Annotated in this window: 19 protein-coding genes; 12 read left to right on the plus strand and 7 right to left on the minus strand. The window is 68.4% G+C overall.

Annotated features, from left to right (window positions below; translation table 11 throughout):
* The gene (purN, locus tag ASF41_RS05875) at positions 1-675 is read right to left on the minus strand and encodes a phosphoribosylglycinamide formyltransferase (protein WP_056491608.1); all 675 of its coding nucleotides are present in this window, start codon (positions 673-675) and stop codon (positions 1-3) included.
* On the minus strand, positions 675-1,742 hold the full coding sequence (gene purM / locus ASF41_RS05880; protein ID WP_056272042.1) for a phosphoribosylformylglycinamidine cyclo-ligase: 1,068 nt from the start codon (positions 1,740-1,742) through the stop codon (positions 675-677). Before purM ends, purN begins: the two co-directional genes overlap by 1 nt.
* Positions 1,743-1,994: 252 nt before the next feature.
* Here purM and ASF41_RS05885 point away from each other — a divergent pair, with 252 nt between their 5' ends.
* From ASF41_RS05885 to ASF41_RS05910, 6 genes are all read left to right on the plus strand, one after another.
* A complete protein-coding gene (locus ASF41_RS05885) occupies positions 1,995-3,086 on the plus strand; it encodes an AI-2E family transporter (protein ID WP_056491610.1) in 1,092 nt (363 codons plus the stop codon).
* Positions 3,087-3,851, plus strand: a complete 765-nt coding sequence (locus ASF41_RS05890) for a hypothetical protein (protein ID WP_056491612.1) — start codon at positions 3,087-3,089, stop codon at positions 3,849-3,851. It abuts the gene before it with no gap.
* Positions 3,852-3,971: 120 nt separating this feature from the next.
* The gene (locus ASF41_RS05895) at positions 3,972-6,392 is read left to right on the plus strand and encodes an RNA degradosome polyphosphate kinase (protein WP_082504089.1); all 2,421 of its coding nucleotides are present in this window, start codon (positions 3,972-3,974) and stop codon (positions 6,390-6,392) included.
* Positions 6,393-6,414: 22 nt separating this feature from the next.
* Positions 6,415-7,962, plus strand: a complete 1,548-nt coding sequence (gene ppx, locus ASF41_RS05900; protein ID WP_082487221.1) for an exopolyphosphatase — start codon at positions 6,415-6,417, stop codon at positions 7,960-7,962.
* Positions 7,963-8,014: 52 nt separating this feature from the next.
* The gene (locus ASF41_RS05905; RefSeq protein ID WP_056213546.1) at positions 8,015-8,344 is read left to right on the plus strand and encodes a hypothetical protein; all 330 of its coding nucleotides are present in this window, start codon (positions 8,015-8,017) and stop codon (positions 8,342-8,344) included.
* Positions 8,345-8,672: 328 nt separating this feature from the next.
* Positions 8,673-9,380 carry an SAM-dependent methyltransferase gene (locus ASF41_RS05910; protein ID WP_244479577.1) on the plus strand — a complete coding sequence of 236 codons (708 nt, stop codon included), beginning with the start codon at positions 8,673-8,675 and terminating at the stop codon, positions 9,378-9,380.
* A 19-nt stretch (positions 9,381-9,399) separates the two neighbouring features.
* On the opposite strand, the gene ASF41_RS05915 is transcribed toward ASF41_RS05910, so the two are convergent.
* Entirely contained in the window at positions 9,400-10,845 is a 1,446-nt protein-coding gene (locus ASF41_RS05915) for an acetamidase/formamidase family protein (protein ID WP_056491616.1), read from the minus strand.
* Positions 10,846-11,050: 205 nt separating this feature from the next.
* On the opposite strand from ASF41_RS05915, the gene ASF41_RS05920 reads away from it, so the two are divergent.
* Positions 11,051-12,496 (plus strand): helix-turn-helix transcriptional regulator, encoded by a 1,446-nt coding sequence (locus ASF41_RS05920; protein ID WP_056491618.1) that lies wholly within the window; start codon positions 11,051-11,053, stop codon positions 12,494-12,496.
* A gap of 129 nt (positions 12,497-12,625) precedes the next feature.
* Here ASF41_RS05920 and ASF41_RS05925 read toward each other — a convergent pair whose 3' ends face one another.
* The 4 genes from ASF41_RS05925 to ASF41_RS05940 all read right to left on the minus strand — a co-directional run bounded on the left by ASF41_RS05925 (position 12,626) and on the right by ASF41_RS05940 (position 20,480).
* A complete protein-coding gene (locus tag ASF41_RS05925; protein ID WP_056491673.1) occupies positions 12,626-15,448 on the minus strand; it encodes a bifunctional transaldolase/phosoglucose isomerase in 2,823 nt (940 codons plus the stop codon).
* Between the two features lie 199 nt (positions 15,449-15,647).
* The gene (tkt, locus tag ASF41_RS05930) at positions 15,648-17,723 is read right to left on the minus strand and encodes a transketolase (protein WP_056350648.1); all 2,076 of its coding nucleotides are present in this window, start codon (positions 17,721-17,723) and stop codon (positions 15,648-15,650) included.
* A 51-nt stretch (positions 17,724-17,774) separates the two neighbouring features.
* Entirely contained in the window at positions 17,775-19,679 is a 1,905-nt protein-coding gene (locus tag ASF41_RS05935) for a glycoside hydrolase family 15 protein (RefSeq protein ID WP_056213624.1), read from the minus strand.
* A 132-nt stretch (positions 19,680-19,811) separates the two neighbouring features.
* Positions 19,812-20,480, minus strand: coding sequence for a hypothetical protein (locus tag ASF41_RS05940; RefSeq protein WP_156653211.1), 669 nt, complete (start codon positions 20,478-20,480; stop codon positions 19,812-19,814).
* A 349-nt stretch (positions 20,481-20,829) separates the two neighbouring features.
* Between ASF41_RS05940 and ASF41_RS05945 the strand changes: the two genes are divergently transcribed.
* The 5 genes from ASF41_RS05945 (at position 20,830) to ASF41_RS05965 (ending at position 25,810) form a co-directional block, all read left to right on the plus strand.
* On the plus strand, positions 20,830-21,417 hold the full coding sequence (locus ASF41_RS05945; RefSeq protein ID WP_056213559.1) for an ANTAR domain-containing response regulator: 588 nt from the start codon (positions 20,830-20,832) through the stop codon (positions 21,415-21,417).
* Positions 21,418-21,430: 13 nt separating this feature from the next.
* Positions 21,431-22,441: a CmpA/NrtA family ABC transporter substrate-binding protein gene (locus ASF41_RS05950; RefSeq protein WP_056491622.1), complete on the plus strand. Its 1,011-nt coding sequence runs from the start codon at positions 21,431-21,433 to the stop codon at positions 22,439-22,441.
* 409 nt (positions 22,442-22,850) lie between these two features.
* Entirely contained in the window at positions 22,851-24,140 is a 1,290-nt protein-coding gene (locus tag ASF41_RS05955) for a CmpA/NrtA family ABC transporter substrate-binding protein (protein WP_056491624.1), read from the plus strand.
* Complete coding sequence (gene ntrB / locus ASF41_RS05960; RefSeq protein ID WP_056213565.1) at positions 24,140-25,003, plus strand: nitrate ABC transporter permease; 864 nt, start codon at positions 24,140-24,142, stop codon at positions 25,001-25,003. Before ASF41_RS05955 ends, ntrB begins: the two co-directional genes overlap by 1 nt.
* 12 nt (positions 25,004-25,015) lie before the next feature.
* A complete protein-coding gene (locus tag ASF41_RS05965; RefSeq protein ID WP_056272007.1) occupies positions 25,016-25,810 on the plus strand; it encodes an ABC transporter ATP-binding protein in 795 nt (264 codons plus the stop codon).
* The last annotated feature ends 2 nt before the right edge of the window (positions 25,811-25,812 follow it).

Below are 25,812 nucleotides of genomic sequence, written 5' to 3' on the forward strand. Positions count from 1 at the left end.
CTACAGGCTGAGCAGCGCCCCCTCCGCCTCCGGCACCTCCTCCGAGAATACCACCCGTGCGCCATCGAGCCGGGCCTTTCCGCCCGCGACGAGAGCCAAGGCTTGTGGATAGAGCCGGTGCTCCTGCACCAGGATGCGAGCGGCAAGAGCGTCGGAATCGTCGCCGGGCCGGACCGGCACGGCCCCCTGCGCGATGATGGGGCCGGCATCGAGCTCGGGCACGACGTAATGCACGGTGCAGCCATGCAGCCGCACCCCGGCGGCGAGCGCCTGTTCATGGGTGCGCACGCCCTTGAACAACGGCAGCAGGGAGGGATGGATGTTGATCATCCGGCCGGCCCAGGTCTCGACGAACCCGGCGGTGAAGATCCGCATGAATCCGGCGAGACACACGAGGTCGATGCCGGCCGCCTCCAATTCGGCGTTCAGCGCGGCGTCGAAGGCCTCCCGGCTTGAATAGGCCCTGTGATCGAGGGCACGGGTCGGGATGCCACGCTCGGCGGCGTAGGTCAGGCCGGGCGCTTCGGGCCGGTTGGATGCCACCAGCACGATCTCGGCGGGGTAATCCGGCGCCTCGGCCGCCGCGATCAGCGAAGCCATGTTCGAGCCGCGCCCCGAAATGAGGATCGCGACGCGGGTCTTGCCTCCGACCGATGATGTCTGCGCGGCCGCCATCAGAAGGCGAGCCGGCCTTCGAAGGTCACGGGCTCGGCCCCACGCGGGGTGATGCGGCCGAGGCGGACCGGGGAGGCGCCACCAAGGTCGAGGGCCTTCGACACGGCGCTCACGCTCTCGGGTGCCACCACCACGACCATCCCGATGCCGCAGTTGAAGGTGCGCAGCATCTCGGATTCGGCGACTCCGCCGACCTCCGACAGCCAGCCGAAGACCGGGGGCGGGATGATCGCGTCGAGGTCGATGCTGATGCCGACGCCGTCGGGCAGCACCCGGGGCAGGTTGTCAGGGAAACCGCCGCCGGTGATGTGGGCGAGGGCCTTGATCCCATCGGTGGTGCGCAGGGCCGCCAGCAGCGGCTTGACGTAGATCTGGGTTGGCTCCAGCAGGGCCTCGCCGAGGGTCCGGGCAGGCTCGAAGGGCGCGGGATCGTCGTAGGACAGGCCGCTCTTCTCGACGATGCGGCGCACCAGCGAAAAGCCGTTGGAATGGACGCCCGAGGACGGCAGGCCCAGGACGACATCGCCGGGCACGATGTTGCCGCGCGGCAGCAGGGTCCCGCGCTCGGCCGCCCCGACGCTGAAGCCGGCCAGATCGTAATCGGAGCCGTCGTAGAGGCCCGGCATCTCGGCAGTCTCGCCACCGATCAGCGCACAGCCGGCGAGCCGGCACCCGGCCGCGATGCCGCGCACGATGTCGGCGCCTACCCCCGGCACCAGCTTGGCGGTGGCGAAATAGTCGAGGAAGAACAGCGGCTCGGCGCCCTGTACGATGATGTCGTTGACGCACATGGCCACGAGATCGATGCCGATGGTGTCGTGCCGGTTCGTCTCGATGGCAATCTTCACCTTGGTGCCGACGCCGTCATTGGCCGCCACCAGGATCGGATCCTTGAAACCTGCGGCCTTCAGATCGAACAGGCCGCCGAACCCGCCGATCTCGGCATCCGCCCCCGGCCGGCGCGTGGCGCGCACCAGCGGCTTGATCGTCTCGACCATGGCGTTGCCGGCATCGATGTCGACGCCCGCGTCCGCGTAGGTCATTCCGTGTCTGGGCTCGCCGGTCATCCGCGCCGCTCTCCGAAGGTCCGTGTTCCGCGACCTCTAACCGCTCCCGCGCGCCTTCGCGAGTCCGTCCTCGCAGCGAGCGCATCGCAGGTCGCGGGGATTCGCACCGAGGTCCGCAGCCGAGGCTCCGACAGCGGCGCACGCGAAACGTCGGCATGCGCCCTGCAGCCTTGACCGCGTCCCCTCCCGTTCCCACTGTTGATCCGCGAACGGCGACGTCGCGCACACGACGATTGGGACGGGGAACGGCCGATGCGCGGCAGGGCGATGATCGGGCTGATGGCCCTCGTGGGCGTCGCCCTCCTGCTCTATCTGCTCGCCGACGTCATGCTGCCCTTCGTGGCGGGCCTCGCGTTGGCCTACCTCCTCGACCCGATCGCGGACCGACTCGAGCGCCTCGGGCTCGGGCGGCTCTCGGCCTCGCTCCTCATCCTCGCGGTCTTCGTCGTCGGGCTCGTGGTGGCCCTGCTTCTCGTGGTGCCGCTCGCCGCCAATCAGGTCTCCGCCCTCGTGGCGACTCTGCCCGGCATGGTCTCGCGGCTGCAGGGCATCCTCGCCGAACGGGCCGGCCCACTGCTGCAGCGGGTGGGAGGCGCCGACGTGCTCACCGATCTGCAGTCGCAGGTCGGCACCTTGGTGGGACAGGGCGGCACCTGGTTCCTGACCTTCCTGAAATCCTTGTGGTCGGGCAGCCAAGCGCTGATCTCCATCGCATCGCTCCTCGTCGTCACGCCGGTGGTGGCATTCTACCTCCTCGTCGATTGGGACCGGATGATCGCGACCCTCGACGGCTGGGTGCCTCCCCGGCATCGCCCGGTGGTCCGGCGCCTCGGGCGCGAGATCGACGGGGCGGTGACGGGGTTCGTCCGCGGGCAGACCCTGGTCTGCCTCATCCTCGGCACCTTCTACGCCGTCGGCCTCTTCTTCGTCGGATTGAACTTCGGCGTCCTCATCGGCCTGATCGCCGGCTTCCTCACCTTTATCCCCTACGTGGGGACGCTGACCGGCTTCCTGCTCTCGGTCGGGGTCGCCCTGGCGCAGTTCTGGCCAGGTTCCGACTGGCTGCATATCGGCCTGACCATCGGGGTGTTCGTGGTGGGACAGTTCCTCGAAGGCAACATCATCTCGCCCAAGCTCGTGGGCGAATCGGTGGGTCTTCATCCGGTCTGGCTGATGTTCGCACTCCTCGCCTTCGGCTCGCTTTTCGGTTTCCTCGGGCTGTTGCTGGCCGTTCCGGTGGCGGCGTCCATCGGCGTGCTGGTCCGCTTCGTCCTGGAGCGTTACCTCCAGAGTCCGCTCTACTACGCGGACGCACCCGCGCTCCTGTCGAAGCCTGAACCCTGAATGGCAACCCGCGACACCGTCCCCCCGAAGCAGCTGGCCTTCGACCTGCCGGCCGACCCGCGCTACGGCCGCGAGGACTTCCTCGTGGGCCCGGCCAACGAGGCCGCCTATACGCTGGTCGAGGCTTGGCCCAACTGGCCCGACACGGTGTGCCTGCTCACCGGACCACCGGGGAGCGGCAAGAGCCATCTCGCCTCGATCTGGGCGACCCGCTCCCACGCCTGGACGGCCCAGGCTTCTGAGATCACCGCTGCTACGGTGCCGCGCTTCCTCTCCAACGGCGCCCTGGTGATCGAGGACATCGACCGAGTGGGAGCGGACGGGAGCGCGCCCCGCGACGAGGCGGCCCTGTTCCACCTCCTCAACCTCGCGCGCGAACGGGGCTGCCCGGTGCTGGTCACTTCCGCCACCTCGGTGGAGGGGCTGGGCCTGACGACGGCGGACCTGCGTTCCCGCCTGCGCCTCGCCCCCGGCGCCACCATCCTGCCCCCGGACGACGCCCTGTTGCGCGCGGTCCTCGTCAAGCTGTTCGTCGACCGGCAGCTGGTGGTGGATCTCGCCATCGTGGAGGCCCTGGCCCTGCGGATCGACCGTTCCCTCGGGCGCGCCCGAGAAGTGGTCACCGCCCTGGACCGGGATGCCCTCAGCCGGGGTCGACGCATCACCAAGCCACTGGCGCTGGCAGTGCTGGAGCGCCTTGGCTTCGGGCCCGAAGAACCGGAGGACGAGGACGAGACGGATCCCGGGGATCATGCCCCGATCTGACGGCGGCCTGGCTACACGACCAACGGCCGAAGATCGTCATGCAACCGTCACAAACGCCGGCCCGGCCCATGCTACGACGCCGACCCTCGAAGACCTGTAGGAGACGAACTCTTGGCGGACATGGACTCGGACACGACCGCATCGGATGCCGGAACCCCGCGTGTCACCGAGGGCCGCACGCGGGCTGCCCGGCCCGCCGCCCGGCGGACCGGGCAGCCCGCAGCGGTAGCCTCCAAACCTCAGCCGGGGAAGACGATCCGGGACGCGCTCGCGGATGCCAAGGCACCCGTATCCAATGCCCTGCCCGATGCCGATCTCGACCTGCCGCCTCCCGGAGACCTGCCGCTCCCTCCCGCCGAGGGCCTCCCAGGTGCGGAGGCGCGTGATTCCGTGCGGGAGGCAGGGCTCGCCCTGCGCCACTCGCCCGAGCGCTTCGTCAACCGCGAACTGTCCTGGCTCCAGTTCAATCGCCGGGTGTTGGAGGAGGCCTCGAACGCCAACCACCCCCTTCTGGAGCAGGTCCGGTTCCTCTCAATCTCGGCCAACAACCTCGACGAATTCTTCATGGTGCGCGTCGCTGGCCTGCACGACCAGGTTCGTGCCGGTCTCGTCCTGCCCTCGCAGGACGGCCTGACCCCGGCCGAGCAGCTGGCGCGGGTGGGGACCGAGGTCTCTCGCCTCGCCCTCGACCAGCAGGCGCGCTGGCGCGAGCTGCGCGGTGAACTCCTCGGCGTCGGCATCGAGCTCATGGAGCCCGCGGGCCTGACCCAGGATCACAAGGCGTGGCTGGAGGACTACTTCCTCAACCACGTCTTTCCGGTCCTGACGCCGCTCGCCATCGATCCGGCGCACCCGTTCCCGTTCATCCCGAATCTCGGCTCCACCATCGCACTGATGCTGGTGCGCCCCCGCGACGGCCGGACCCTACGCGCGTTGATCCGTTTGCCAGCGGTGCTCGACCGCTTCGTGCGCCTACCGGATGCCGAGAACGATGCGACCGCCCGCTTCATCGCCATCGAGCAGGTCATCGTGCTGTTCACCGGGCGGCTCTTCCCCGGCTATGCCTTGCGCGGACAGGGCGCGTTCCGCGTCATCCGCGACTCGGACCTCGAGATCGAGGAGGAGGCCGAGGATCTCGTCCTGCATTTCGAGACGGCCCTCAAGCAGCGCCGCCGCGGCGTCGTCATCCGGCTGGAGGTCGAGGCCGGGATGCCCGAGGACCTGCGTGCCTTCGTGGCCGACGAGCTCGAGATCAGCAGCGACGCGGTGATCTTCGTGGAGGGGATGCTCGCCCTCAACGAGCTATCGCAGATCGTCGGCATCGATCGGCCGGACCTGAAGTTCAAGTCCTACAACCCCCGCTTCCCCGAGCGCATTCGCGAGAGCGGCGGCGACGTCTTCGCGGCGATCCGACAGAAGGACTTCATCGTCCACCACCCCTACGAATCCTTCGATGCGGTGGTGCAGTTCCTCGCCCAGGCCGCCCGCGACCCCAACGTGGTGGCGATCAAGCAGACGCTCTACCGCACCTCCTCGAACTCGCCGATCGTTGCGGCCCTGGCGGAAGCCGCCGAGCTCGGCAAGTCGGTGACGGCGCTGGTCGAGCTGAAGGCCCGCTTTGACGAGGAGGCCAACATCCGCTGGGCGCGCAACCTGGAGAAGGCCGGCGCGCAGGTCGTGTTCGGCTTCATCGAACTCAAAACCCATGCCAAGCTGTCGATGGTGGTCCGGCGCGAGGGCGACCGCCTCGTCACCTACTGCCACGTCGGCACCGGCAACTACCATCCGATCACCGCGCGCATTTACACCGACCTGTCCTTCTTCACCGCCGATCCCGCCGTGGCGCGGGACGTCAGCCGGATCTTCAACTTCATCACCGGCTACGCCGAGCCCGCCGAGCTGGAGCGGATGTCGGTCTCGCCGTTGACCCTGAAACCGCGCCTCTTGGAGAACATCGAGGCGGAGGTGGCCCATGCGAAGGCCGGACGCCCGGCCGCGATCTGGATCAAATGCAACTCGCTGGTCGACCAGCAGATCATCGATGCGCTCTACGACGCCTCCCAGGCGGGGGTCCAGATCGACTGCGTGGTGCGCGGCATCTGCTGTCTGCGCCCAGGAATCCCGGGGCTGTCGGAGACGATCCGCGTCAAATCGATCGTCGGGCGCTTCCTGGAGCATGGACGCATCTACTGCTTCGGCAACGGTGTCGGGCTGCCCCACCCCAAGGCCGTCGTCTACATCTCGTCAGCCGACCTGATGAGCCGGAATCTCGATCGCCGCGTCGAGGCGCTCCTGCCGATCACCAATCCAACGGTGCATCAGCAGGTGCTGGACCAGATCATGCTGGCCAATCTCCTCGACAACCGCCAAAGCTGGCGTGTACTGGCGTCTGGTGCCAGCGAACGGATCCAACCTGCCGAAGGGGAGGAGCCGTTCAATGCGCACAAGTATTTCATGACGAATCCGAGCCTCTCCGGGCGCGGCAAGTCGTCGAAGAAGTCGAGCCCGCGCGCCCTGAGCCGACGCGCGCAGCGTGGCTGACGGACCGTCCAGAGGAGCCCGCATGGGCCTCGACCCAGCCCGCCCCGCGCCCGTCCAGGGCATCCCCTTGTCCGGGGCCGGGGACCACATCGAGCCGGTGGCGATCATCGACATCGGCTCGAACTCGGTACGGCTTGTCGCCTATGACGGCCTGACCCGGGCGCCCACTCCGCTCTATAACGAAAAGGTGCTGTGCGGCCTCGGCCGCAACGTGCTCTCCACGGGCCGCCTCAACGAGGAGGCGGTGCGCCGGGCACTGGTCGCGCTCGCGCGCTTCCGCGTGCTGTGCGAAACCATGCGCGTGTCGCGCACCTTCGTGCTGGCCACCGCCGCCGCGCGCGACGCCGAGAACGGCCAAGAATTTCTCGCCGCGGCGGAAGCCGCCTGCGGCCAGCGCATCGAACTGCTCTCCGGCCGGCGCGAGGCCGAGCTCTCGGCGCTCGGCGTCATCTCGGGCTTCCACGCGCCCGACGGGGTCGTGGGCGACCTCGGCGGGGGCTCCCTGGAACTGGTGGATGTGCGCGGGGCCACGGTGGGGATGGGCGTGACGATGCCGCTCGGCGGCCTTGCCCTCCAGGATCTCTCGGGCGGCTCGGTCAAGAAGGCCCTCAAGATCGTCCGGGAGAACCTGAAGAAGGCGGCGCCCCAGCTGGAGACCCTGCGCGGGCGCAGCTTCTACGCCGTCGGGGGGACGTGGCGCGCGCTCGCGCGGCTGCACCAATCGGCCCGGGGATACCCGCTGCACGTCATGCACGGCTACAGCGTCGAGCCGTCGGACGAGCTGAACTTCCTCGAAGTGGTGGAGCGCACCGACGCGGCCCTGCTGCAGGATGTGGAGAGCGTCTCCGAAGCGCGCCGTCCCCTCCTCGCTTACGGGGCCGTGGTGCTGGAAGAGATCATCCGGATCGGACGTCCGCGCGAGCTCGCCGTCTCCGCCAGCGGCGTGCGCGAGGGCCTGCTCTACGAGCAGCTCGACCGCGACGCACGCCTTGCCGACCCGCTGCTGGCGGCGGCGGCCGAATTGAACACCTTGCGTGCCCGCTCGCCGGGCCATGCGGAGGACCTCATCACCTGGAGCGACCGCTTCATCGCCAGCCTCGATCAACCGGAGACTGCCGACGAGCGTCGCCTGCGCCACGCAGCCTGCCTCCTGTCCGATATCGGCTGGCGGGCGCACCCGGATTACCGCGGCGAGCAGAGCGTCAACGTGATCACCCACGCGGCTTTCGTCGGGATCGACCATCCAGGCCGGGCCTATCTGGCACTGGCCATCTACTTCCGCCACGAGGGAATCGCCCCCGAGAAGGCGAGCCCGATGCTGCGCAACCTGGCGGGCCCCCGCCTGTTCGAGCGCGCCCGTCTGCTCGGCGCCCTGCTGCGCCTCGCCTTTCCGCTCTCGGCCGGCATGGCGGGAGCCCTCGGGCGGATTCCCGTCACCATCGAGAGTGGCCGGGTGACGCTGACCCTTCCTGCGGACCTGGGTTCCCTTCCCGGTGATCGGATCCTCAACCGGGTGCGCGGTCTCGGTCGCCTGTTCGGCCTTGAAGGCCGGATCGTCGCAGCGGATTGAACCAAAACACAAGCGGAACCGTTTTCCGCGTCCGGCAAGGAGAATTACGGACATGAAGTCACTCTGTGCAGCGGCGGTTCTGGGGCTGACGGTCCTCGGCTCGGTGAGCCCTGTCCTGGCCCAGCCCTACCGCGGATACGAAGACGGCTATCGCGGCCGCGACGACGGATATCGGGGTAGGGACGACGGATATCGCGATCGCGATGGCGATTTCCGGGACCGCGGCCGCGGCTCCGGCCGACGGGACTATGGCTTCGACGAGGCCGAATACCTGCGCTGCAACCCCGATGTCCGCCGGGCCGTCAATCGCGGCCAGATGGAATCCGGCGCCGCACATTATCGGGTCTTCGGCCGTCGGGAAGGTCGGCGCCTGAGCTGCTGACGCACGCGATCGAAGTCGGCAACTCGGGGCGACGTCTCCGAGGGGCCGGCCCCGGTTCTGAGCCCAGGCTCCGTATAACTTCGTTCGGAGGGCACGAGCTGGGAGGCCGCAGCGAGAGCCGTGGCTCCGCCTCGGTTAATCTGTCTGTGCGGTCGAGACATCCCCGAGCAAAGACCGGGAGCCGCCGGACCGCCCGGATCGCGGGCTCAAGCCTCTCGCTCGGAACGTGGCGCTCGCGACCGGGACCCGCCCCGGTCGGTTCGGGGAGGCCCCTTGAGTCAGAAGGGCCTGACAGCGATGACGTGTTTCCAGGATCATTTTTCGGCCCATGCGGCCGAGTATGCGGCGCACCGACCGACCTAATCAGGGGGCCCTGGCCGATGCGCTCGCGGATGCCGCGCCGGGGCAGTCCGTGGCCCTCGATTGCCCCTGCGGCACCGGGCAGCTCTCAGTCCTGCTTGCCGATCGATTCGAACACGTCATCGCCGCGGATGCGAGCGCCGCGCAGGTTGCCCCTGCGAGGCCGCATGCCCGCGTCGCCTACAGCGTGGCGCCCGCCGAGCGGAGCGGTCAGCCGGCGGCGCGCGCGGCCTCGTGCCGGTCGCGCAGGCAGCCCACTGGCTCGAACTTCCGACCTTCTACACCGAGGTGCGACGGGTCGCGCATCCTGGCGCTCATCACATACTGGGTGCTGCACATCGATGATGCGGCGATCGATGCCGTGACGCAGCGCTTCTATGGCGGAACCCTTGGCCCCTATTGGCCGCCCGAGCGCCGCCACGTCGAAGACGGCTATCGCATGCTCCCGTTCCCCTTCCCGGCCGTTGCGATGCCAGAACTTGCCATCAGGCTGTCCTGGGGACGCTCCGAGCTGATCGGCTACACGGAGACCTGGTCGGCGGTCCGGGCATTGGAAACGGCGTTGGGCCGGGCGCTCATCACGGCATTCCAGGATGCCCTGGCCGCGGCCTGGGGCGCCCCCACCGTGCAGCGGGACATCCGTTGGCCCCTGTCCGTGCGCGCCGGTCGACTCTGACCGGCGCGAAGGCTGCGGATCAGGTTACCCGCACCGGGAAGATCGATTTCTTCACGATGGCGTGGACGCCCCAATTGCCGTCCACCACCTGGGTGATGCCGAAATCCACCGCGACGGACATGAGGGAGATCGCTTCGTCCTCGGTCAATCCGTGTCCATGCATCAGGAACCGGCGCATCTTGCGGAAGGCATCGCGCATGGCGAGGTCGATGGAGGATTGGGCGAAGATCGCGGTCTGCGCATCGGGCCCGAGATCGGCCAGATAGTTCGGGTAGCTGAAGCCCGAGAGCACCCAATCGTCGGCCGTCTCGATCATCGGGAAATCGAGGGTCTCGAGGGCCGTGCCCGGAAGGTCCGCCTTCTTGTGCAGGATGAACTGGAAGGTGCCGGTGAGCGAGCACTCGATGGCGGTGCCGCAGAGTTCGGAATCGCCCTGGCTCGCATGGGGGTCACCCACCGAGAACAGGGCGCCCGGCACGGCGACAGGATAGTAGAGGGTCGCGCCCTTGCCGATGCGCCAGTTGTCGATGTTGCCGCCGGTGTAGCTCGGCGGGATCGAGTTCACCATCTCGGCTTCCTTGGGTGCCAAGCCCATCGTCCCGAAATGCGGTCGGATCGGCACGCGGAAGCCCTTGAGCGCATTGAAATTGCGCTGCGTGCGGGTGTGGTCCACCGGCAGGCCCGGATAGTCGATGGTCGGGTGGTCGACACCGGACGGGTCCGTCACGCCCGGCCAGCGAAAGCTGTAGACCGCCTGTGCCCAGTCGCGCGCGCCCGTGGCATCGACCTCGTAGATCGTCACCACCTCGCGGGGCCGATCACCGGTGATCATGTCCTTGTAGTGGTAACCCCAGTTCGCGGCGGCGTTGCTCCCGAAGGTGCGGCCCTTGAAGGCCGGGTTGGCCGAGGGGCGGGGCATCACGTCCAGGATGCGGACCTCGAGGACATCGCCGGGCTCGGCTCCACGGATCGCCACCGGGCCGGTGCAGATATGCACGCCGAGGCCGCCGCCGGGGCCGAATTTGGTGTCCTCCGGGCCGGCCCCGCGCCGGGCGACGCCCTTCTTCTCCTTTGTCCAGAGAAAGACGCTCTCTGCACCGGGATCGCCATTGACCATGCGCTCGGCATCGTCGTTGGCATGGTGCGTCAGGGTTTCGATGGTGACGTAATCGCCGGAATCGATCTCGATCTGCGGTTTCAGGCTGCGGCTGAAATAGCCCCAATGCACGGTCTCGGCCGTGGCCGGCAGGTGGTAATGCGCCGTCCGCTTGGGGCCACGCTGCGCGCTCGCCTGGGCAAGGGCGACACCGGGCAACGTGAGGCCACCGGCCATCAGAGCGGCGGCGCCACCCGAGGCGACGAAGCCGCTCTTCAGGAAGGCCCGCCGCTCCGGTTCGAGGTCGCCCAGCAGGCGCCGTCGGTGCTCGGGAAAGTGGCTACAACTCGGATCGTCACCTTGGCACATCGCGATCTCCCGCCTAACCCATTCAGCAGGAATATTGCATGCAAAGCAGCGGCCACGCTTCCCGGCCCGGAACATTTCGGCAACGAGTCGGACGCTCCTGCGTTTGTTCCTCGGGCGAACGGATTCGTTCGCGTGAGGGGCGCCGACGCACCCGGGCGTCCTCTCCGGTGTCGGCGCCGCTTCTGTACACAGGATGCCAAAACCTTTGACGACGGGTGTCGACCGTTCTCAGCTGCACCAAATCATCGCCGGGCTCTCCGAGGGCGTGATCCTCATCGAGCCCGATCAGCGCATTGCCTGGGCCAATGCGGCCGCCCTCGCGATGCACGGGGCGGCTGACCTCGCCGAACTGGGCGGAACGGTCTCGGCATTTCGCGAGACCTTTGTCCTGCGCTACCGCAACAACCACGTCATCACGCGCACGCCGATCGAGCGCGTTCTCGCCGGCGAGACCTTCGATGAGGTCATCGTCAATGTCCGACGAACGGACCGGCCCGAATTCGATTTGATGCAGCGCATCCGCAGCCTCATCATCAGGGATGCGGCGGGCAAGCCCGATTGCCTCGTGCTGATCCTGGCCGACGTCACCTCGCAATTCGCAGCCGAAGAACGTTTCGAGAAGACATTCAACGCGAACCCGGCACCGGCCGTGATCTGCCGGCTGTCAGACCTCCGCCACGTGAAGGTCAATCTCGGCTTCCTGGAAATGACGGGCTATCGCAGCGCGGACATCATCGGGCGCAGCGTCTATGAGGTCGACGTGCTCAACGAGGCCCGCAGCCGGGACTTGGCCATCGCACGCCTCAACGCGGGCGAGACGATCCCCCAGATGGAGGCCTGCCTGCGTTTGCCCGACGGCGGTACCCGGTTCGTCATCGTGGCAGGCCAGCCCATCGACATGGGCGACGAGCCCTGCATGCTCTTCACCTTCGCCGATCTTGAATTGCGCAAGAAGGCCGAGACAGCCCTGCGCCACAGCGAGGAGCGCTTCGCGACGGCGTTCCGCCTCACGCCCGTTCCGACTCTGCTGTGTCGGGCCGATGGCCTCGCCGTGATCGGAATCAACCAAGCCTTCACGCGGACCTTCGGTCATGCGGAGGACGCCGTGGTGGGGCACGAACTCGATGCGATCGGCCTTTGGGCCAACGGCGCTCAGCGCGAGCGCTTCGGCCATGACCTTGCCGCGCAAGGCAGCGTTCTCGGCTTCGAGGCCTGCCTGCGCAGCCGGGATGGAATCGATCTCGACTGCCTCGTCTCGGCCGAGAGCGTCACCATCGGCGACGAACCCTGTCTCCTCGCGGTGCTGCAGGACATCAGCGATCGCAAGCGCTCCGAGCGTGAATTGTTCGATGCGATCGAGACCGTGATGGCCGACACCTCGTGGTTCAGCCGCGGTCTGATCGACAAGCTCGGCAGCCTGCGTCATCCGAGTTCGTCGGAGCCAGCGCCGGTCAGACCCGACCTCACCCGCCGCGAGGGCGAGGTGCTCCGCCTGATCTGTCAGGGCCTCGGCGACGGCGCCATCGCCAAGCGCCTGGGGCTGACCCCCAACACCGTGCGCAACCACGCTGCCGCACTCTATCGGAAGCTCGGCATTCATCGCCGCGGCGAGGCCATCATCTGGGGACGGGACAACGGCTTCGCGTCGTAGGTCGCGGCCGCGTCTCTGCCCGAGCCGCCGCGTCCGTTTCGGATCAGCTCCCTCGGCAAAGAACCGCCCGCTCCCTGTTGGAAGCGGCCGGTTCTCGAGGTCCCCGGCGGGGGTGCCCTGGAGCCGATGCTAGAGCGCCGCTCGAATCGCCGCGGCGATGCGCTTCAGGCCGGCCTCGACTTGACCGCCCTTGATATGGACGCGCAGGGCCCGGCGTCTGCGCTCGGCCAGGACCGCGAAATCGCCCCGGGCCTGGGCCGCCACCACCGTGCCGAAACCGAGGCTGCGACCGGGAATCGCGAGATCCGCCGAGGGATCGGCCGTGATCTGCAGGAACACGCCGGTATCGGGCCCGCCCTTGTAGGCCTGACCGGTGGAGTGCAGGAAGCGCGGCCCGAATTCGAGACAGGTGGCGAGGCGGCGCGTGTCGCGCAGCGCCACCCGGGCCTCCTGCAGGATCGCGTGGTGGCTGGGATTGCGGGCCACATAGGCCAGGAGCGCGACGTAGTCGCCGTCCTTCGCCCGGGCGAGATGGGCTGCGATGGCCGCCTCGAGTCCCTCGGTGGCCCGGGGCAGGGCGCCGGCATTGCCCGCATCCGCGTAGAGGGCCATCGTCTCGTCGGCGAAGATCGGCGTCTCGCCCGGCAGGGCACCGCTCTTCTCGGCCGCATCGAACAGCTTCTTCGTCTCGATCTTGCTCGCCTCGACGTCGGGCTGGTCGAAGGGATTGATACCGAGCATCGCGCCCGCGACCGCCGTGGCGATCTCGAAGCGGAAGAATTCCTGTGGCAGCTGCTCCTCGTTGGCCAGGGTGATGTGCGCCACCGGGTGGCCTTCTCGCTCGAGGTTGCGCACCGCCTCGTCCTGGTGAGGATCGGCGCGGCCGTCGAGTCGCAGGTAGACGAAGAAGCGGTCGCGGCCGTAGACGGCGGGTACGTCGACGGGCTCGCCGTCGATGGGGATCAGGCCCTTGCCCGCCTTGCCGGTGGATTCGGCGATGAGTTGCTCGGCCCAGGCGCCGAAGGTGTCGATGCCGGGGGACGCGACGATCGTGACCTTGTCACGGCCAGCGCTCAGCGCAGCCGCCCCCATGGCGGTGCCGAGGAGCACGCCCGGGTTCTGGGCAGGCGGCACGGCTGGGCCACAGGAGCGGACCATGGTCCGGGCGGTGTCGAGGAAGGCCCTCACGTCGATACCTGAGGCCGCCGCCGGGACGAGGCCGAACGCCGACAGGACCGAGTAGCGCCCGCCGATCTGCGGCACGCCGTAGAAGATCTTTCGGAAATTGTCCGTCTTCGCGGCCTTTTCCATGGCCGAACCCGGGTCGGTGACGGCGACGAAATGGGCACCGGCCTTGTCGGCCCCCACCGTCTCCTTCATCCGGCCGAGGAAGTAATCCCGGAAGACGTTGGGCTCGAGGGTCGAGCCCGACTTGCTCGCCACGATGAACAGCGTGGTCGGCAGGCTGATCGCAGCCTCCGTCTCGCGGACCTGATCCGGATCGGTGGAGTCGAGAATCCGCAGACGGGGGAAGCCCTCGCGGCTGCCGTAAGTCTCGGCGAGCACTTCCGGGCCGAGGCTCGAGCCGCCCATTCCAAGAACGACGACGTCGCTGAAGCCGCCCGCCCGCACGTCCTCGGCAAAGGCCTCGTAGTCGGCGACATGGTCGAGCTCGTCCTCGACGATGCGCAACCAGCCGAGCCAGCGGTCTTCGTCCGTCCCGCTCCAAACGGTCTTGTCGTGCGCCCAGAGCCGGCGGATCTTGCCGGACGCGCGCCACTCCTCGACCGCCTTCTTGGCGGCGGCGCCGAGCGTCTCGCCCAACACGAGAGTCTGCGCGTCGAGCTTCGGCCCCAGGAAGTCGATGCGCTTGGCCGCCACCGCACTGAGGAGCTTATCGGCGGCGTCGATGAAGAGTTGCACGCCCTCGTCGACCAGGGTGTCGGCGACCGTCTCGATGTGGATGCCGGCCTCGACGAGGCGCGCCATCACGGCCTGCGCGCCCGAGACGTCGCTCTCGATGGCGGCCTTGACGGTGCCGTGATCGCGGAACGCGTCCATGGTGGCCGGCGGCATGGTGTTGACGGTATCGGGGCCGATCAGCGCCTCGACGTAGAGAACGTCGGAATAAGCCTTGTTCTTCACGCCCGTCGAGGCCCAGAGCAGGCGCTGCGCCTTGGCACCCTTCTGTGCGAGGGCCTGCCATTGCGGCTCGGCGTGGATGGCCTTGTAGCGCTGGTAGGCGAGCTTGGCATTGGCGATGGCGACCTTGCCCTTGAGGTCGTCGAAGCCGCCGGCCTCGTCCAAGGCCTTGTCGACCGCGACATCGATCCGGCTGATGAAGAAGCTCGCAACGCTCGCGACCTTCGACACGTCACCGCCTTTGGCCGCGAAGGCCTGCAGGCCGGCGATGAAGGCGCGGGCCACCGCCTCGTAGGTGTCGACCGAGAACAGAAGGGTGACGTTGATGCTGATGCCGTCCGCGGTCAGGGCCTGGATCGCCGGAATGCCCTCCCGGGTCGCCGGCACCTTCACCATCAGGTTGTCGCGGGCCACCATCGCGTGGAGGCGGCGGGCCTCGGCCAAGGTCTCCTCGGTGTCGAGAGCCAAGTAAGGCGACACCTCAAGACTGACGTAGCCGTCGGCGCCGTCGCTCTCGTCGTAGACCGGGCGCAGCACATCGGCGGCGGCCTGGATGTCGGCCACCGCGCAACCTTCGTAGAGGTCGATGACGCGGGCATCGCCTTGATCCATCACGGATTTCAGGGCGTCGTCGTATTCCGACGATCCGCCGATGGCCTTCTCGAAGATCGAGGGGTTCGAAGTGACGCCACGCAGGCCGTCCTCGTCCACCAAAGCCTTCAGCTTGCCTTGCGCAACGAAGCCGCGGGCGACGAAATCGAGCCACACGGCCTGCCCCTGTTCGGGAAAGAGAGCCTTGAGCGGGTTCATGGGAAACTCCTCGTCGTCCGGGCGCCGGGCGGGGAGCCCCGTCGCCGACATCCATCACCGGTTCTGTGCATCTCCCCCCAACGAGGGGAGGAGAGGCTGGTAGGGTGGGGCCGGTCACGCTGACCGGCTGGGGAAGCTGGCGGCGCCGACTCGGCCCTCGGCCCTCCCCCAGAAGGGAAGGGGAAAACGTTCGCGCCGCCTACTTCCTGTGTCGAGCGATCTGATCGCGGGCGGCCTGGAGCACCTTCTCGGGGGTGAAGCCGAACTTCGTCTGCAGGTCCTTGATCGGCGCCGAGGAGCCGAAGGTGTGCATGCCGATGATCGTGCCCGCCGAGCCCGCAAAGCGGTCCCAGCCGATCACCGAGCCCTGCTCGACGGCGACGCGGGCCAGCACCTCGGGGATCAGCACGCTGTTGCGGTAGCCCTCGTCCTGACGCTCGAACAGGTCCCAGGACGGCATCGAGACGACGCGGGCCTTGACGCCCTCTGCCGTCAGCGCCTCGTAGGCCGAGACACAGAGCTGTACCTCCGAGCCTGTGCCGATGAGGATGACCTCTGGCGTTCCCTCGCAATCGGCGAGGACATAGGCCCCCTTGGCGGTGCCGGACGCCGCGGCGTACGTCGACCGGTCCAGGGTCGGCAGCGGCTGGCGGCTCAGCGCCAGCACCGCCGGCTGATCCTTCAGGCTCATGATCACCCGATAGGATTCCGCGACCTCGTTGGCGTCCGCCGGGCGGAGGGTGACGAGCCCCGGGATCGCCCGCAGCGTCAGCAGTTGCTCCACCGGCTGGTGGGTGGGACCATCCTCGCCGACGCCGATCGAATCGTGCGTGAAGACGTGGAAGACCGGCACCTCCATCAAGGCCGCCAAACGGATCGGCGGGCGCATGTAGTCGGCGAAGACCAGGAAGGTGGCGCCGTAGGCGCGCAGACCGACGAGGCCGAGGCCGTTCACGATCGAGCCCATCGCGTGCTCGCGCACACCGAAGTGGATGTTGCGGCCACCCGGTTCGAAGGGTGTTAGAGAGCCGGCTCCCTCGAAGGTGAGATTGGTCTTGTTGGACGGCGCGAGATCGGCCGAGCCGCCCAGCATGAACGGCACGTGCTGCGCGATGGCGTTCAGCACCTTCCCGGAGGACTCACGGGTGGCAAGGCCCTTGGCGTCCGCTTCGAAGACCGGGATGTCCTTGTCCCAGCCGGCCGGCAACCGGCCCTCGAGATAGGCATCGAGTTCCTCGGCATGCACCGGGTCCGCGGCCTTGGCCTCGTGGAAGAAGCCCTCCCAGGTGGCGTAGAGTTCGGCACCGCGCTTGCCGATGCCATTGCGGAAGTTGTCGTAGACCCCGTCGGGCACCAGGAACTGCGCGTCCTCGGGCCAGCCATAGGCACGCTTGGCCCCCTTGACTTCGTCCTCGCCGAGCGCGTCCGAGTGGGCCTTGGCGGTGTTCTGCTTCTTGGGCGCGCCGTAGCCGATGATCGAGTTGACGACGATCAACGTCGGGCGGTCGCTGGACTGGAGGAAGGTCTCCAGAGCCGACGAGACCGCGTGGACATCGTTGGCATCGGCCACGCGCAGGACCTGCCAGCCATAGGCAAGGAAGCGGGCCGCGACCTCCTCGGAGAAGGCGAGTTCGGTGTGGCCCTCGATCGTGATGGTGTTGTTGTCGTAGATCCAGCACAGGTTCGACAAACGCAGGTGCCCGGCGATGGAGGCCGCCTCCGAGGCGACGCCTTCCATCAGATCGCCGTCCGAGCAGATGGCGTAGACGTTGTAGTCGAACAGCGGCAGGTCGGGCCGATTCAGGCGCTCGCCCAGAAAGCGGCCGCCCATCGCCATGCCGACGGAGTTCGCCACGCCCTGACCGAGGGGACCGGTCGTGGTCTCGACGCCGGTGGTGAAGTGGTACTCGGGATGGCCGGGAGTCCGGCTGTCGAGTTGGCGAAAATTCTTGAGGTCGTCGATGGTCAGGGCGGGCGCGTTGCCGCCGTCCTTCTCGGTCACGCCGGCGAGATGGATCAGGCCGTAGAGCAGCATCGAGGCGTGACCGGCCGAGAGCACGAAGCGGTCGCGATTGGGCCAGTGCGGGTGCGCCGGGTCATAGCGCAGGTAGCGGTTCCATAGGGTGTAGGCCACCGGTGCCAGCGCCATAGGGGCGCCGGCATGGCCTGAATTGGCCTTCTGCACCGCGTCGATGGCGAGCGTCCGGAGCGTGTCGATGCTGAGCTTGTCGATCTCGCTCAGGGCCGCGTTCGGCTTGGTATCTGCTCCGCTCATCTCTCGTCGTCCTTCATCTGTGGGCTTGTTCGCCTGGAGCGTCCGAAACGCTCAGGCGTCGCACCGTTGGGGTGCAGGCGTGGTCGCACCCGGAGATTCGGCTTCCGCAGAGCCGCTGCTCCGCTCCCTGGCCGGCCCCTTGGCCCGGCTGTAGTTGAGAATGGTGTTCACCAGCGTGACGTGGCTGAAAGCCTGCGGGAAGTTGCCCACGAGGCGCCGGGCCTTCACATCATACTCCTCCGCCACCAATCCGACATCGTTGCAGACGCCGATCAGCCTCTCGATCAGCGCACGCGCCTCGTCGCAGCGCCCGAGACCGATGAGGTTGTCGGCGTACCAGAACGAGCAGGGCAGGAACGCGCCCTCGTCGCCGGGCAGACCGTCGGTGGTCTGGTTCTCGGTGTCGTAGCGCAGCACGAAGCCGTCGCGCATCAGGGTGTGCCCGATGGCCTCCACGGTGCCGACCACCCGCGGGTCGTCCTGGGGCAGGAAGCCCATATGGGCGATGAGCAGCAGGCTCGCGTCGAGTCGCTTCGAACCGTAGGACTGCACGAAGCTGTTCAGCTCAGGGTCGAAGCCCTTGGCGCAGACCTCCGCGTGAATCTGCTCGCGGATCTCGCGCCAGCGCGCCACCGGCACGTCACGAGCCTCCTTGGGCCGGTGGCTCAAACCAGTGGTCCGAATCTCATCCTGCTCGCGGGTCTCGGCCTCCTCGAAGGAACGGATGGCCCGATCGAAGGCGACCCAGGCCATGACCTTCGAGTGAACGAAGTGCCGGCGTCCGCCGCGCACCTCCCAGATGCCCTCGTCGGGCGTACACCAGACCTTCTCGAGATGGCGCAGCAGCGCTTCGCCGACGCGCCAGCCGTCGGCATCGCCCTGGAGGCCGCGTTGGTGCGCCTGATAGAGCGCGTCGAAGATTTCGCCGTAGACGTCGAGCTGGAACTGCTCCACCGCCGCGTTGCCGATGCGCACGGGCTTCGAGTTCTCGTAGCCGGGCAGCCAATCGAGCTCGATCTCGGGCAGCATGCGCTCCCCGGCGATGCCGTAGAGGATGTGCGCCTGCTCCGGGTTCCCAGCCACGGCGCGCACCAGCCAGTCGCGCCAGGCGCGGGCCTCGTCGAGGTAGCCGCCATCCATCAGGGCGATCAGCGTGAAGGTGGAATCGCGCAGCCAGCAGAACCGGTAGTCCCAGTTGCGTACGCCGCCAAGATCCTCCGGCAGGGACGTGGTGGGCGCGGCCACGATGCCGCCGGTCGGCTGGTAGATCAGCGCCTTCAGGGTGAGCAGCGATCGCTTCAGGATCGCGTCCCAGGGCGTGCCGGAAGCAGCGCGGCTGGACCAGTCGCGCCAGTAGCGATCGGTCTCGAACAGCACCTTGCGCGGCTGGATCGGCGCCGGGTCGTCCTCGTGGGATGCCCCGTAGCTCAGGGTGAAGGCCACGCTCTGACCGGCTTCCACCGTGAATTCCGAGACGGTGGTCTGATCCTGGCCGAACGTCGGCACTAGGGTGCGCAGCACCACCTTGTGCGGTCCGGAGATCGCGCGGAGATCACCGAGTTCGTTGTGCGAGACCCAGGGCACCGCCAATCCGTAATCGAAGCGGACGCGAAGGCGCATCCGCATGGGCACGGTCCCCTCGAGCCCCTCGACGATCCTGACGAGATGCGCGCCATCGTTGGCCGGCATGTAGTCGGTCACCCGCACGACGCCGGCGGCGGTCTCGTGCCGGGTCTCCAGGACGAGGCTGCCCTCGCGATACTGGCGCGTCGTGGCGGCCGCATCCATAGGGCCGAGCTTCCAGTAGCCGTGATCCTCCGTGCCGAGCAGGGCGGCGAAGCAGGCGGCGGAATCGAAGCGGGGCCAACAGAGCCAGTCGACGCTGCCGTCGCGGGCGATCAGCGCAGCGGTACGGCCATCGCCGACGAGCGCGTAATCCTCGATCCGTCCGGCCATCCAGGTCCTCGTCCTCGCGACGTCGACCGTCACGGGGCCGCGCAGCATCGCTGAGCGTCCACGTAGTCTTCGAAGGCGGCAGGGTCCAGGGTCAGGGGCGCTTTTGCTGGCCCGCCAACGCTTCGAAAGCGTTCAGCGGAGGCGCCCGATCCAACCGGAGACGGCGGCACCGAGGGTTGCGGTCTCCGCGCCGAGGGCCGCGCCCTGGTCGCTCACGAAAGTACCGGCGGCGGCGGTCTTGGCGCCCATGAAGGCGCCGGCAGCGGCGCCCGCCTGGGTCACCGCGCGGATCGTCGGCGCGAACGGCAGGGCGAGGTCGGGCAAGGTCGCGTCAGGCAGGCCGATCCCGGGCAGCACGCCCTCGTCCCCCTCGGCGGCGGCATGCGAGACCTCGGCCTCGGCCGCGAAGGGCAGGGCCTTCTCGCGAACCTGCGGCAGTCTCGCTGGGGCCTGCGGTGCCCTCTCGGAAACCTGCGGCGCCTTGTCGGTGGTCGGCGCGACCTTGGCGGCTGCAAGGCGCGGATGCTCGAACCCGCGCGGAGCGGCGAGGCGGGCAGGCCGAGGCACGGTCCTGTGGGCTTGGGCGGCGGGCTCGGCCTGGGCGACGATGACCAGTGGGAACTGGGACTGGAAGGCAAGACGGGCCGGGATGAAGGGCGCCACCGCCGTCGCCTCCGGTGCGGCAGCCACCGCTGTCGCCGGAACTGAGGCCGGTGCCACAGGGGCCGGCTCGTGGCAGAGATAGGAGGCTGCCCCGAGGATCACCGCCATGGCCAGCGTCGGCAGGAGGGGCGGCGTCACGCCACGCGCGGAACCCGATTCGAACGCCGTCTGATCGGGGGGCGTTTCGAACGCCGTCTGATCGGGGGGCGTGCAGCCTGACATCCGGGGCACCTCGCTGTGCGTTTCAGCAACCGGTCCGATCGCCAGCGCCATTAGCCGGGCCGTTTGCGGCGGAACCTGGGCTGTTTCCTCTCCAAACGGTAATGTTTCGCCGGGCATGCGGCTTGCGTTCCCGGTGATGACCCTCCTGTTCCCCGCCTTCCGAACGCCACGCCCGCGCCCACAGCGTCATGTGCCTTGTCATCCCCTCGACCGGCATGCGACCTGCCGGGACCGCCCCAACCCCGATTCGCGTCCCCGGACACCGATGACCGAGCCGACCCTGACCGTCGCCGTGATCGACCCGAGCCGTGCCCGCGCCGCGATCCTCGAGGAGGGCCTCATGGCGGCGGGCTTCACCCGCGTCGTGGTTCTGCCCGACACCGCCGACCTGCCGGCCCGGGTGGCGGCCCTGAACCCGGACGTGGTCGTGATCCACCTGGAGAGCCCGAGCCGGGACATTCTGGAGCAGATGTCGGGCCTGTCCCGACACGTGGAGCGGCCGGTGGCGATGTTCGTCGACCGCTCGGACGTGCCGATGATGCAGGCGGCGATGGATGCGGGCATTTCCGCCTACGTCGTCGACGGATTGCAGCCGCAGCGCATCCGCTCGATCCTCGACGTGGCGATCCTGCGCTTCAACGCCTTCGCGCGGCTGCAACGCGAATTGTCGGAGGCGCGGGGCGAGCTCGCCGACCGCAAGCTCATCGAGCGGGCCAAGGGTATCCTGATGACGGCCAAGGGCCTCTCGGAGGAGGAGGCCTACCGGACGATGCGGCGCAAGGCCATGAATGAGAAACGGAAAATCGCCGATATCGCCCGCGCCATCGTGACCGCGGCGGATCTCCTGGGATGAGAGGCCTGCCCCGATGAGACTCGCTCTCGGTTACGTGCCGCTCATCGACGCGGCGCCCCTGATCGCCGCCGTGGAGGGGGGCTTCACCGCCGCCGAAGGCCTGGCGGTGGACCTCGTCAGTGAGCCCTCCTGGGCGACGCTCCGGGACAAGCTGGCGCTCGGGCACCTCGACGGCGCGCACATGCTGGCGCCCCTCGCCCTCGCCAGCGCCCTCGGCATCAGCGGGCCCGAGACCGACCTGGTGGTGCCCCTCGGGCTCAGCCTCAACGGCAATGCGGTCACGGTCTCGCGCCCGCTCTGGGCCGAGATGGCGCCGGAGGCCGACAATCTCGACTCGATGGCACGCGCGTTTTCCCGTGTCGCACGCGTGCGGGTCACACAGGGTCGACCCCTGACGCTGGGCACCGTGCACCCCTTCTCGTGCCACACCTACCAGCTCCGGATGTTCGCGGCCCGCGGCGGGCTCGACCTCGACGCCGCGACCCGGCTGGTGGTGATCCCGCCGCCCTGGATCGCCCAGGCCCTGCGCTCCGGGCAGATCGACGGGTTCTGCGCCGGCAGCCCCTGGAACAGCGTGTCGGTGGCCGAGGGATACGGCCGCATCGTCGCCCTCGGCTGCGAACTGGCCCCGGACTGCCCGGAAAAGGTGCTGGCGCTGCCAGCCTATGCGGCGGAGACGAGTGCGGCCCTGGTCCGCGCGGTGCGTCGGGCCGGGCGCTGGTGCGCGGCGGCCGAGAACCGGGGCGAGCTGGCGAGCCTGCTCGCCCATCCGAGCCATCTCGGCATCGATCCGGGCCTCGTCCGCCGGGCCCTGGCCGGCACCGTGGTGGTCGATCCGGACGGGACCGAGCGGCCCGCATCGCGCTTTGTCGTGTTCGGCGCCGCGGCCGAGCGGCCGGTTCCCGACCAGGCCGACTGGCTCCTCGACCAGATGGGACAGGCCGGTCAGATCACGCCCACCCCCGCCCTGTCCGCCCGTGCCCGGGCGATCTACCGGCCCGACCTGTACGCGGCCGCCGGCTGAGAGGCAGCTGCCACGGGCATCAGCAGGGTGCCCGCGGATTGTGCAGCGCAGCGCGTGGCGCGCAGGCAGGCAGACCGGGCGGCCGATCTCGCGGTCCGGCCTGGTTTCTCGCATCCGCACGGGCTCCGAAACCGAAGGCGGCCGCTGAGACGTTTCTGACAAAGACCTTTGATCGGAACCGGTTGGAGCGCATCCGGGATGCCCGGCATCGCAATGGTCCGGCGGCCGCACCAGACTTGGCACGCCCCGTGCGAAGCATCGGGGGCTCGCCAACGATGACGAGCCTTATCCGTCGGCAGAGCCGCTGACCCGAGTCCCCCACGGAACGCCGATCGTGCGTTCGATGGATGTGCTTGGTCGGCGGTTTTTTCTTTGGCGGATGTCCATGATTGCGAGGGTTTCGGGTTCGATGACTGACGGTATCCGCAACAACCGCCGTGACCTCCTGAAGGGGGCCGCCGCGACGCTGTCCCTGGCGGCCCTCGCCCGCACGGCCCTGCCGGGGGGCGCCTTCGCGCAGGGGGCCGGCCCCGAGGTGAAGGGCGCCAAGCTCGGGTTCATCGCGCTCACCGACGCGAGCCCGCTCTTCGTGGCCAAGGAGAAGGGCTTCTTCGCCAAGCACGGCATGCCCGACGTCGAGGTGCTCAAGCAGGCGAGCTGGGGCACCACCCGCGACAACCTCGTCCTCGGCTCCGAAGGCAACGGCATCGACGGCGCCCACATCCTGACGCCGATGCCCTACCTGATCTCGGCCGGACGGGTGACGCAGAACAACGTGCCCGTGCCGATGCAGATCCTGGCCCGGCTCAACACCAACGGCCAGTGCATCTCGGTCGCCAAGGAATACCTCGACCAGAAGGTCGCCCTGGACGCGAAGGTGTTCAAGGCGGCGATCGAGAAGAAGAAGGCCTCCGGCAAGTCGGTCAAGGCGGCCATGACCTTCCCGGGCGGCACCCACGACCTCTGGATCCGCTACTGGATGGCCGCCGGCGGCATCGACCCGGACAAGGACATCGAGACCATCGTCGTGCCGCCGCCCCAAATGGTGGCGAACATGAAGGTCGGCACGATGGACTGCTTCTGCGTCGGCGAGCCGTGGAACGCCCAGTTGGTGCAGCAGGGCCTCGGCTACACCGCGCTCACCACTGGCGAGCTCTGGAAGGACCACCCCGAGAAGGCCTTCGCCATGCGGGCCTCCTTCACGGAGAAGTACCCGAACGCCACCAAGGCTTTGCTGATGGCGGTGCTGGAAGCGCAGGCCTGGTGCGACCGGCCCGAGAACAAGGACGAGGTCGCCGCCATCGCGGCCAAGCGCCAGTGGATGAACGTCCCAGTCTCGGACGTCGCCGGCCGCATCAAGGGCACGATCGATTACGGCGACGGCCGCGTGGTCGAGAACAGCCCCTTCGTGATGAAGTTCTGGAACGACAACGCCTCGTATCCCTACCAGTCTCACGACCTCTGGTTCCTCACCGAGGACATCCGCTGGGGCAAGTTCGACGCGCAGACCGACACCAAGGCGCTGATCGCCAAGGTGAACCGCGAAGACCTCTGGCGCGAGGCGGCCAAGGCCCTCGGCGTCACCGCGATCCCGGCCTCCACCTCCCGCGGAAAGGAGACCTTCTTCGACAGCAAGGTCTTCGATCCGGCCGATCCCGCCGCCTACCTGTCCAGCCTCGGCATCAAGAGGATCGCGTGATGGCCAACACCACCACCCTCGCGGCCAGCGCCGCCGCCGCGCCGGCCAAGCCGAAGCGGGCGCCCCTCGTCACGATGGCCACCCTGAACACCATCGCCAAGAACCTGATCCCGCCGGTCGTGGTGCTGATCGCGTTCCTGGTGATCTGGGAGATGCTCTGTTCGCGCCCCGGCGCCGGCCTGCCGCCGCCGTCGCGCGTCGTCACCGAGGCCTGGGACATCATCGCCCACCCGTTCTACGACAACGGCGGTACCGACAAGGGTCTGTTCTGGCACATCTCCGCCAGCATCCAGCGCGTCGCCCTCGGCTTCGCCCTGGCCACCGTCGTGGGCATCCTCACCGGCACCCTGATCGGGCAGTCGGAATGGGCCATGCGCGGCCTCGACCCGATCTTTCAGGTCCTGCGCACGATCCCGCCGCTGGCCTGGCTCCCGCTGTCGCTCGCCGCGTTCCGGGACGGACAGCCCTCCGCGATCTTCGTGATCTTCATCACGTCGATCTGGCCGATCATCATCAACACGGCGGTGGGCATCCGGAACATCCCGCAGGACTACCGCAACGTGGCGGCGGTGCTGCGCCTGAACCCGCTGGAGTTCTTCGCCAAGATCATGCTGCCCTCGGCGGCCCCCTACATCTTCACTGGCCTGCGCATCGGCGTCGGCCTGTCCTGGCTCGCCATCGTGGCGGCCGAGATGCTCATCGGCGGCGTCGGCATCGGCTTCTTCATCTGGGACGCGTGGAACTCCTCCCACATCTCCGAGATCATCGTCGCCCTCGTCTATGTCGGGATCATCGGCTTCATTCTCGACCGCTTCGTCGCCTTCGTCGGCACCCTGGTCACCCGCGGCACCGCGACGGCCTGAGGAGGGATTCCCATGAGCTATCTCAGCATCGAGAACGTCGGCATCAGCTTCACCCGCGCGGGCCGCACCAACGAGGTCCTGCGCGACGTCAGCGTGAAGATCGACAAGGGCGAGTTCGTCTCGCTGATCGGGCATTCGGGCTGCGGCAAGTCGACGGTGCTCAACATCGTGGCCGGCCTGCTCAAGGCCTCCACCGGCGGCGTGCTCCTCGAAGGCAAGGAGGTGAACAGCCCCGGCCCGGACCGGGCCGTGGTGTTCCAGAACCACTCGCTCCTGCCCTGGCTCACCGTGCGCGAGAACGTGGCGCTCGCCGTCGACAAGGTCTTCAAGGGCAAGAAGTCGAAGGCCGAGCGCAACGCCTGGATCGACCACAACCTGGCGCTCGTGAACATGACCCACGCCGCCGACCGGCGCCCGAGCGAGATCTCGGGCGGCATGAAGCAGCGCGTCGGCATCGCCCGCGCCCTCGCCATGGAGCCGAAGGTGCTGCTCCTCGACGAGCCCTTCGGGGCCCTGGACGCGCTCACCCGCGCCCATCTCCAGGACTCGCTGATGGACATCCATGCCCGGCTGAAGAACGCCGTGATCATGATCACCCACGACGTCGACGAGGCGGTGCTCCTCTCCGACCGCATCGTGATGATGACCAACGGCCCCTCGGCCACGGTGGGCGAGATCCTGACCGTCGACCTCGAGCGGCCGCGCCGCCGCCTCGATCTCGTGGAGGACGCGACCTACACCCACGCCCGCGCCGAGGTGCTGGAGTTCCTCTACGCGCGCCACGCCAAGCCCGCCATCGCGGCCTGACG

Source organism: Methylobacterium sp. Leaf111 (assembly GCF_001423285.1).
Classification (GTDB): Bacteria; Pseudomonadota; Alphaproteobacteria; order Rhizobiales; family Beijerinckiaceae; genus Methylobacterium.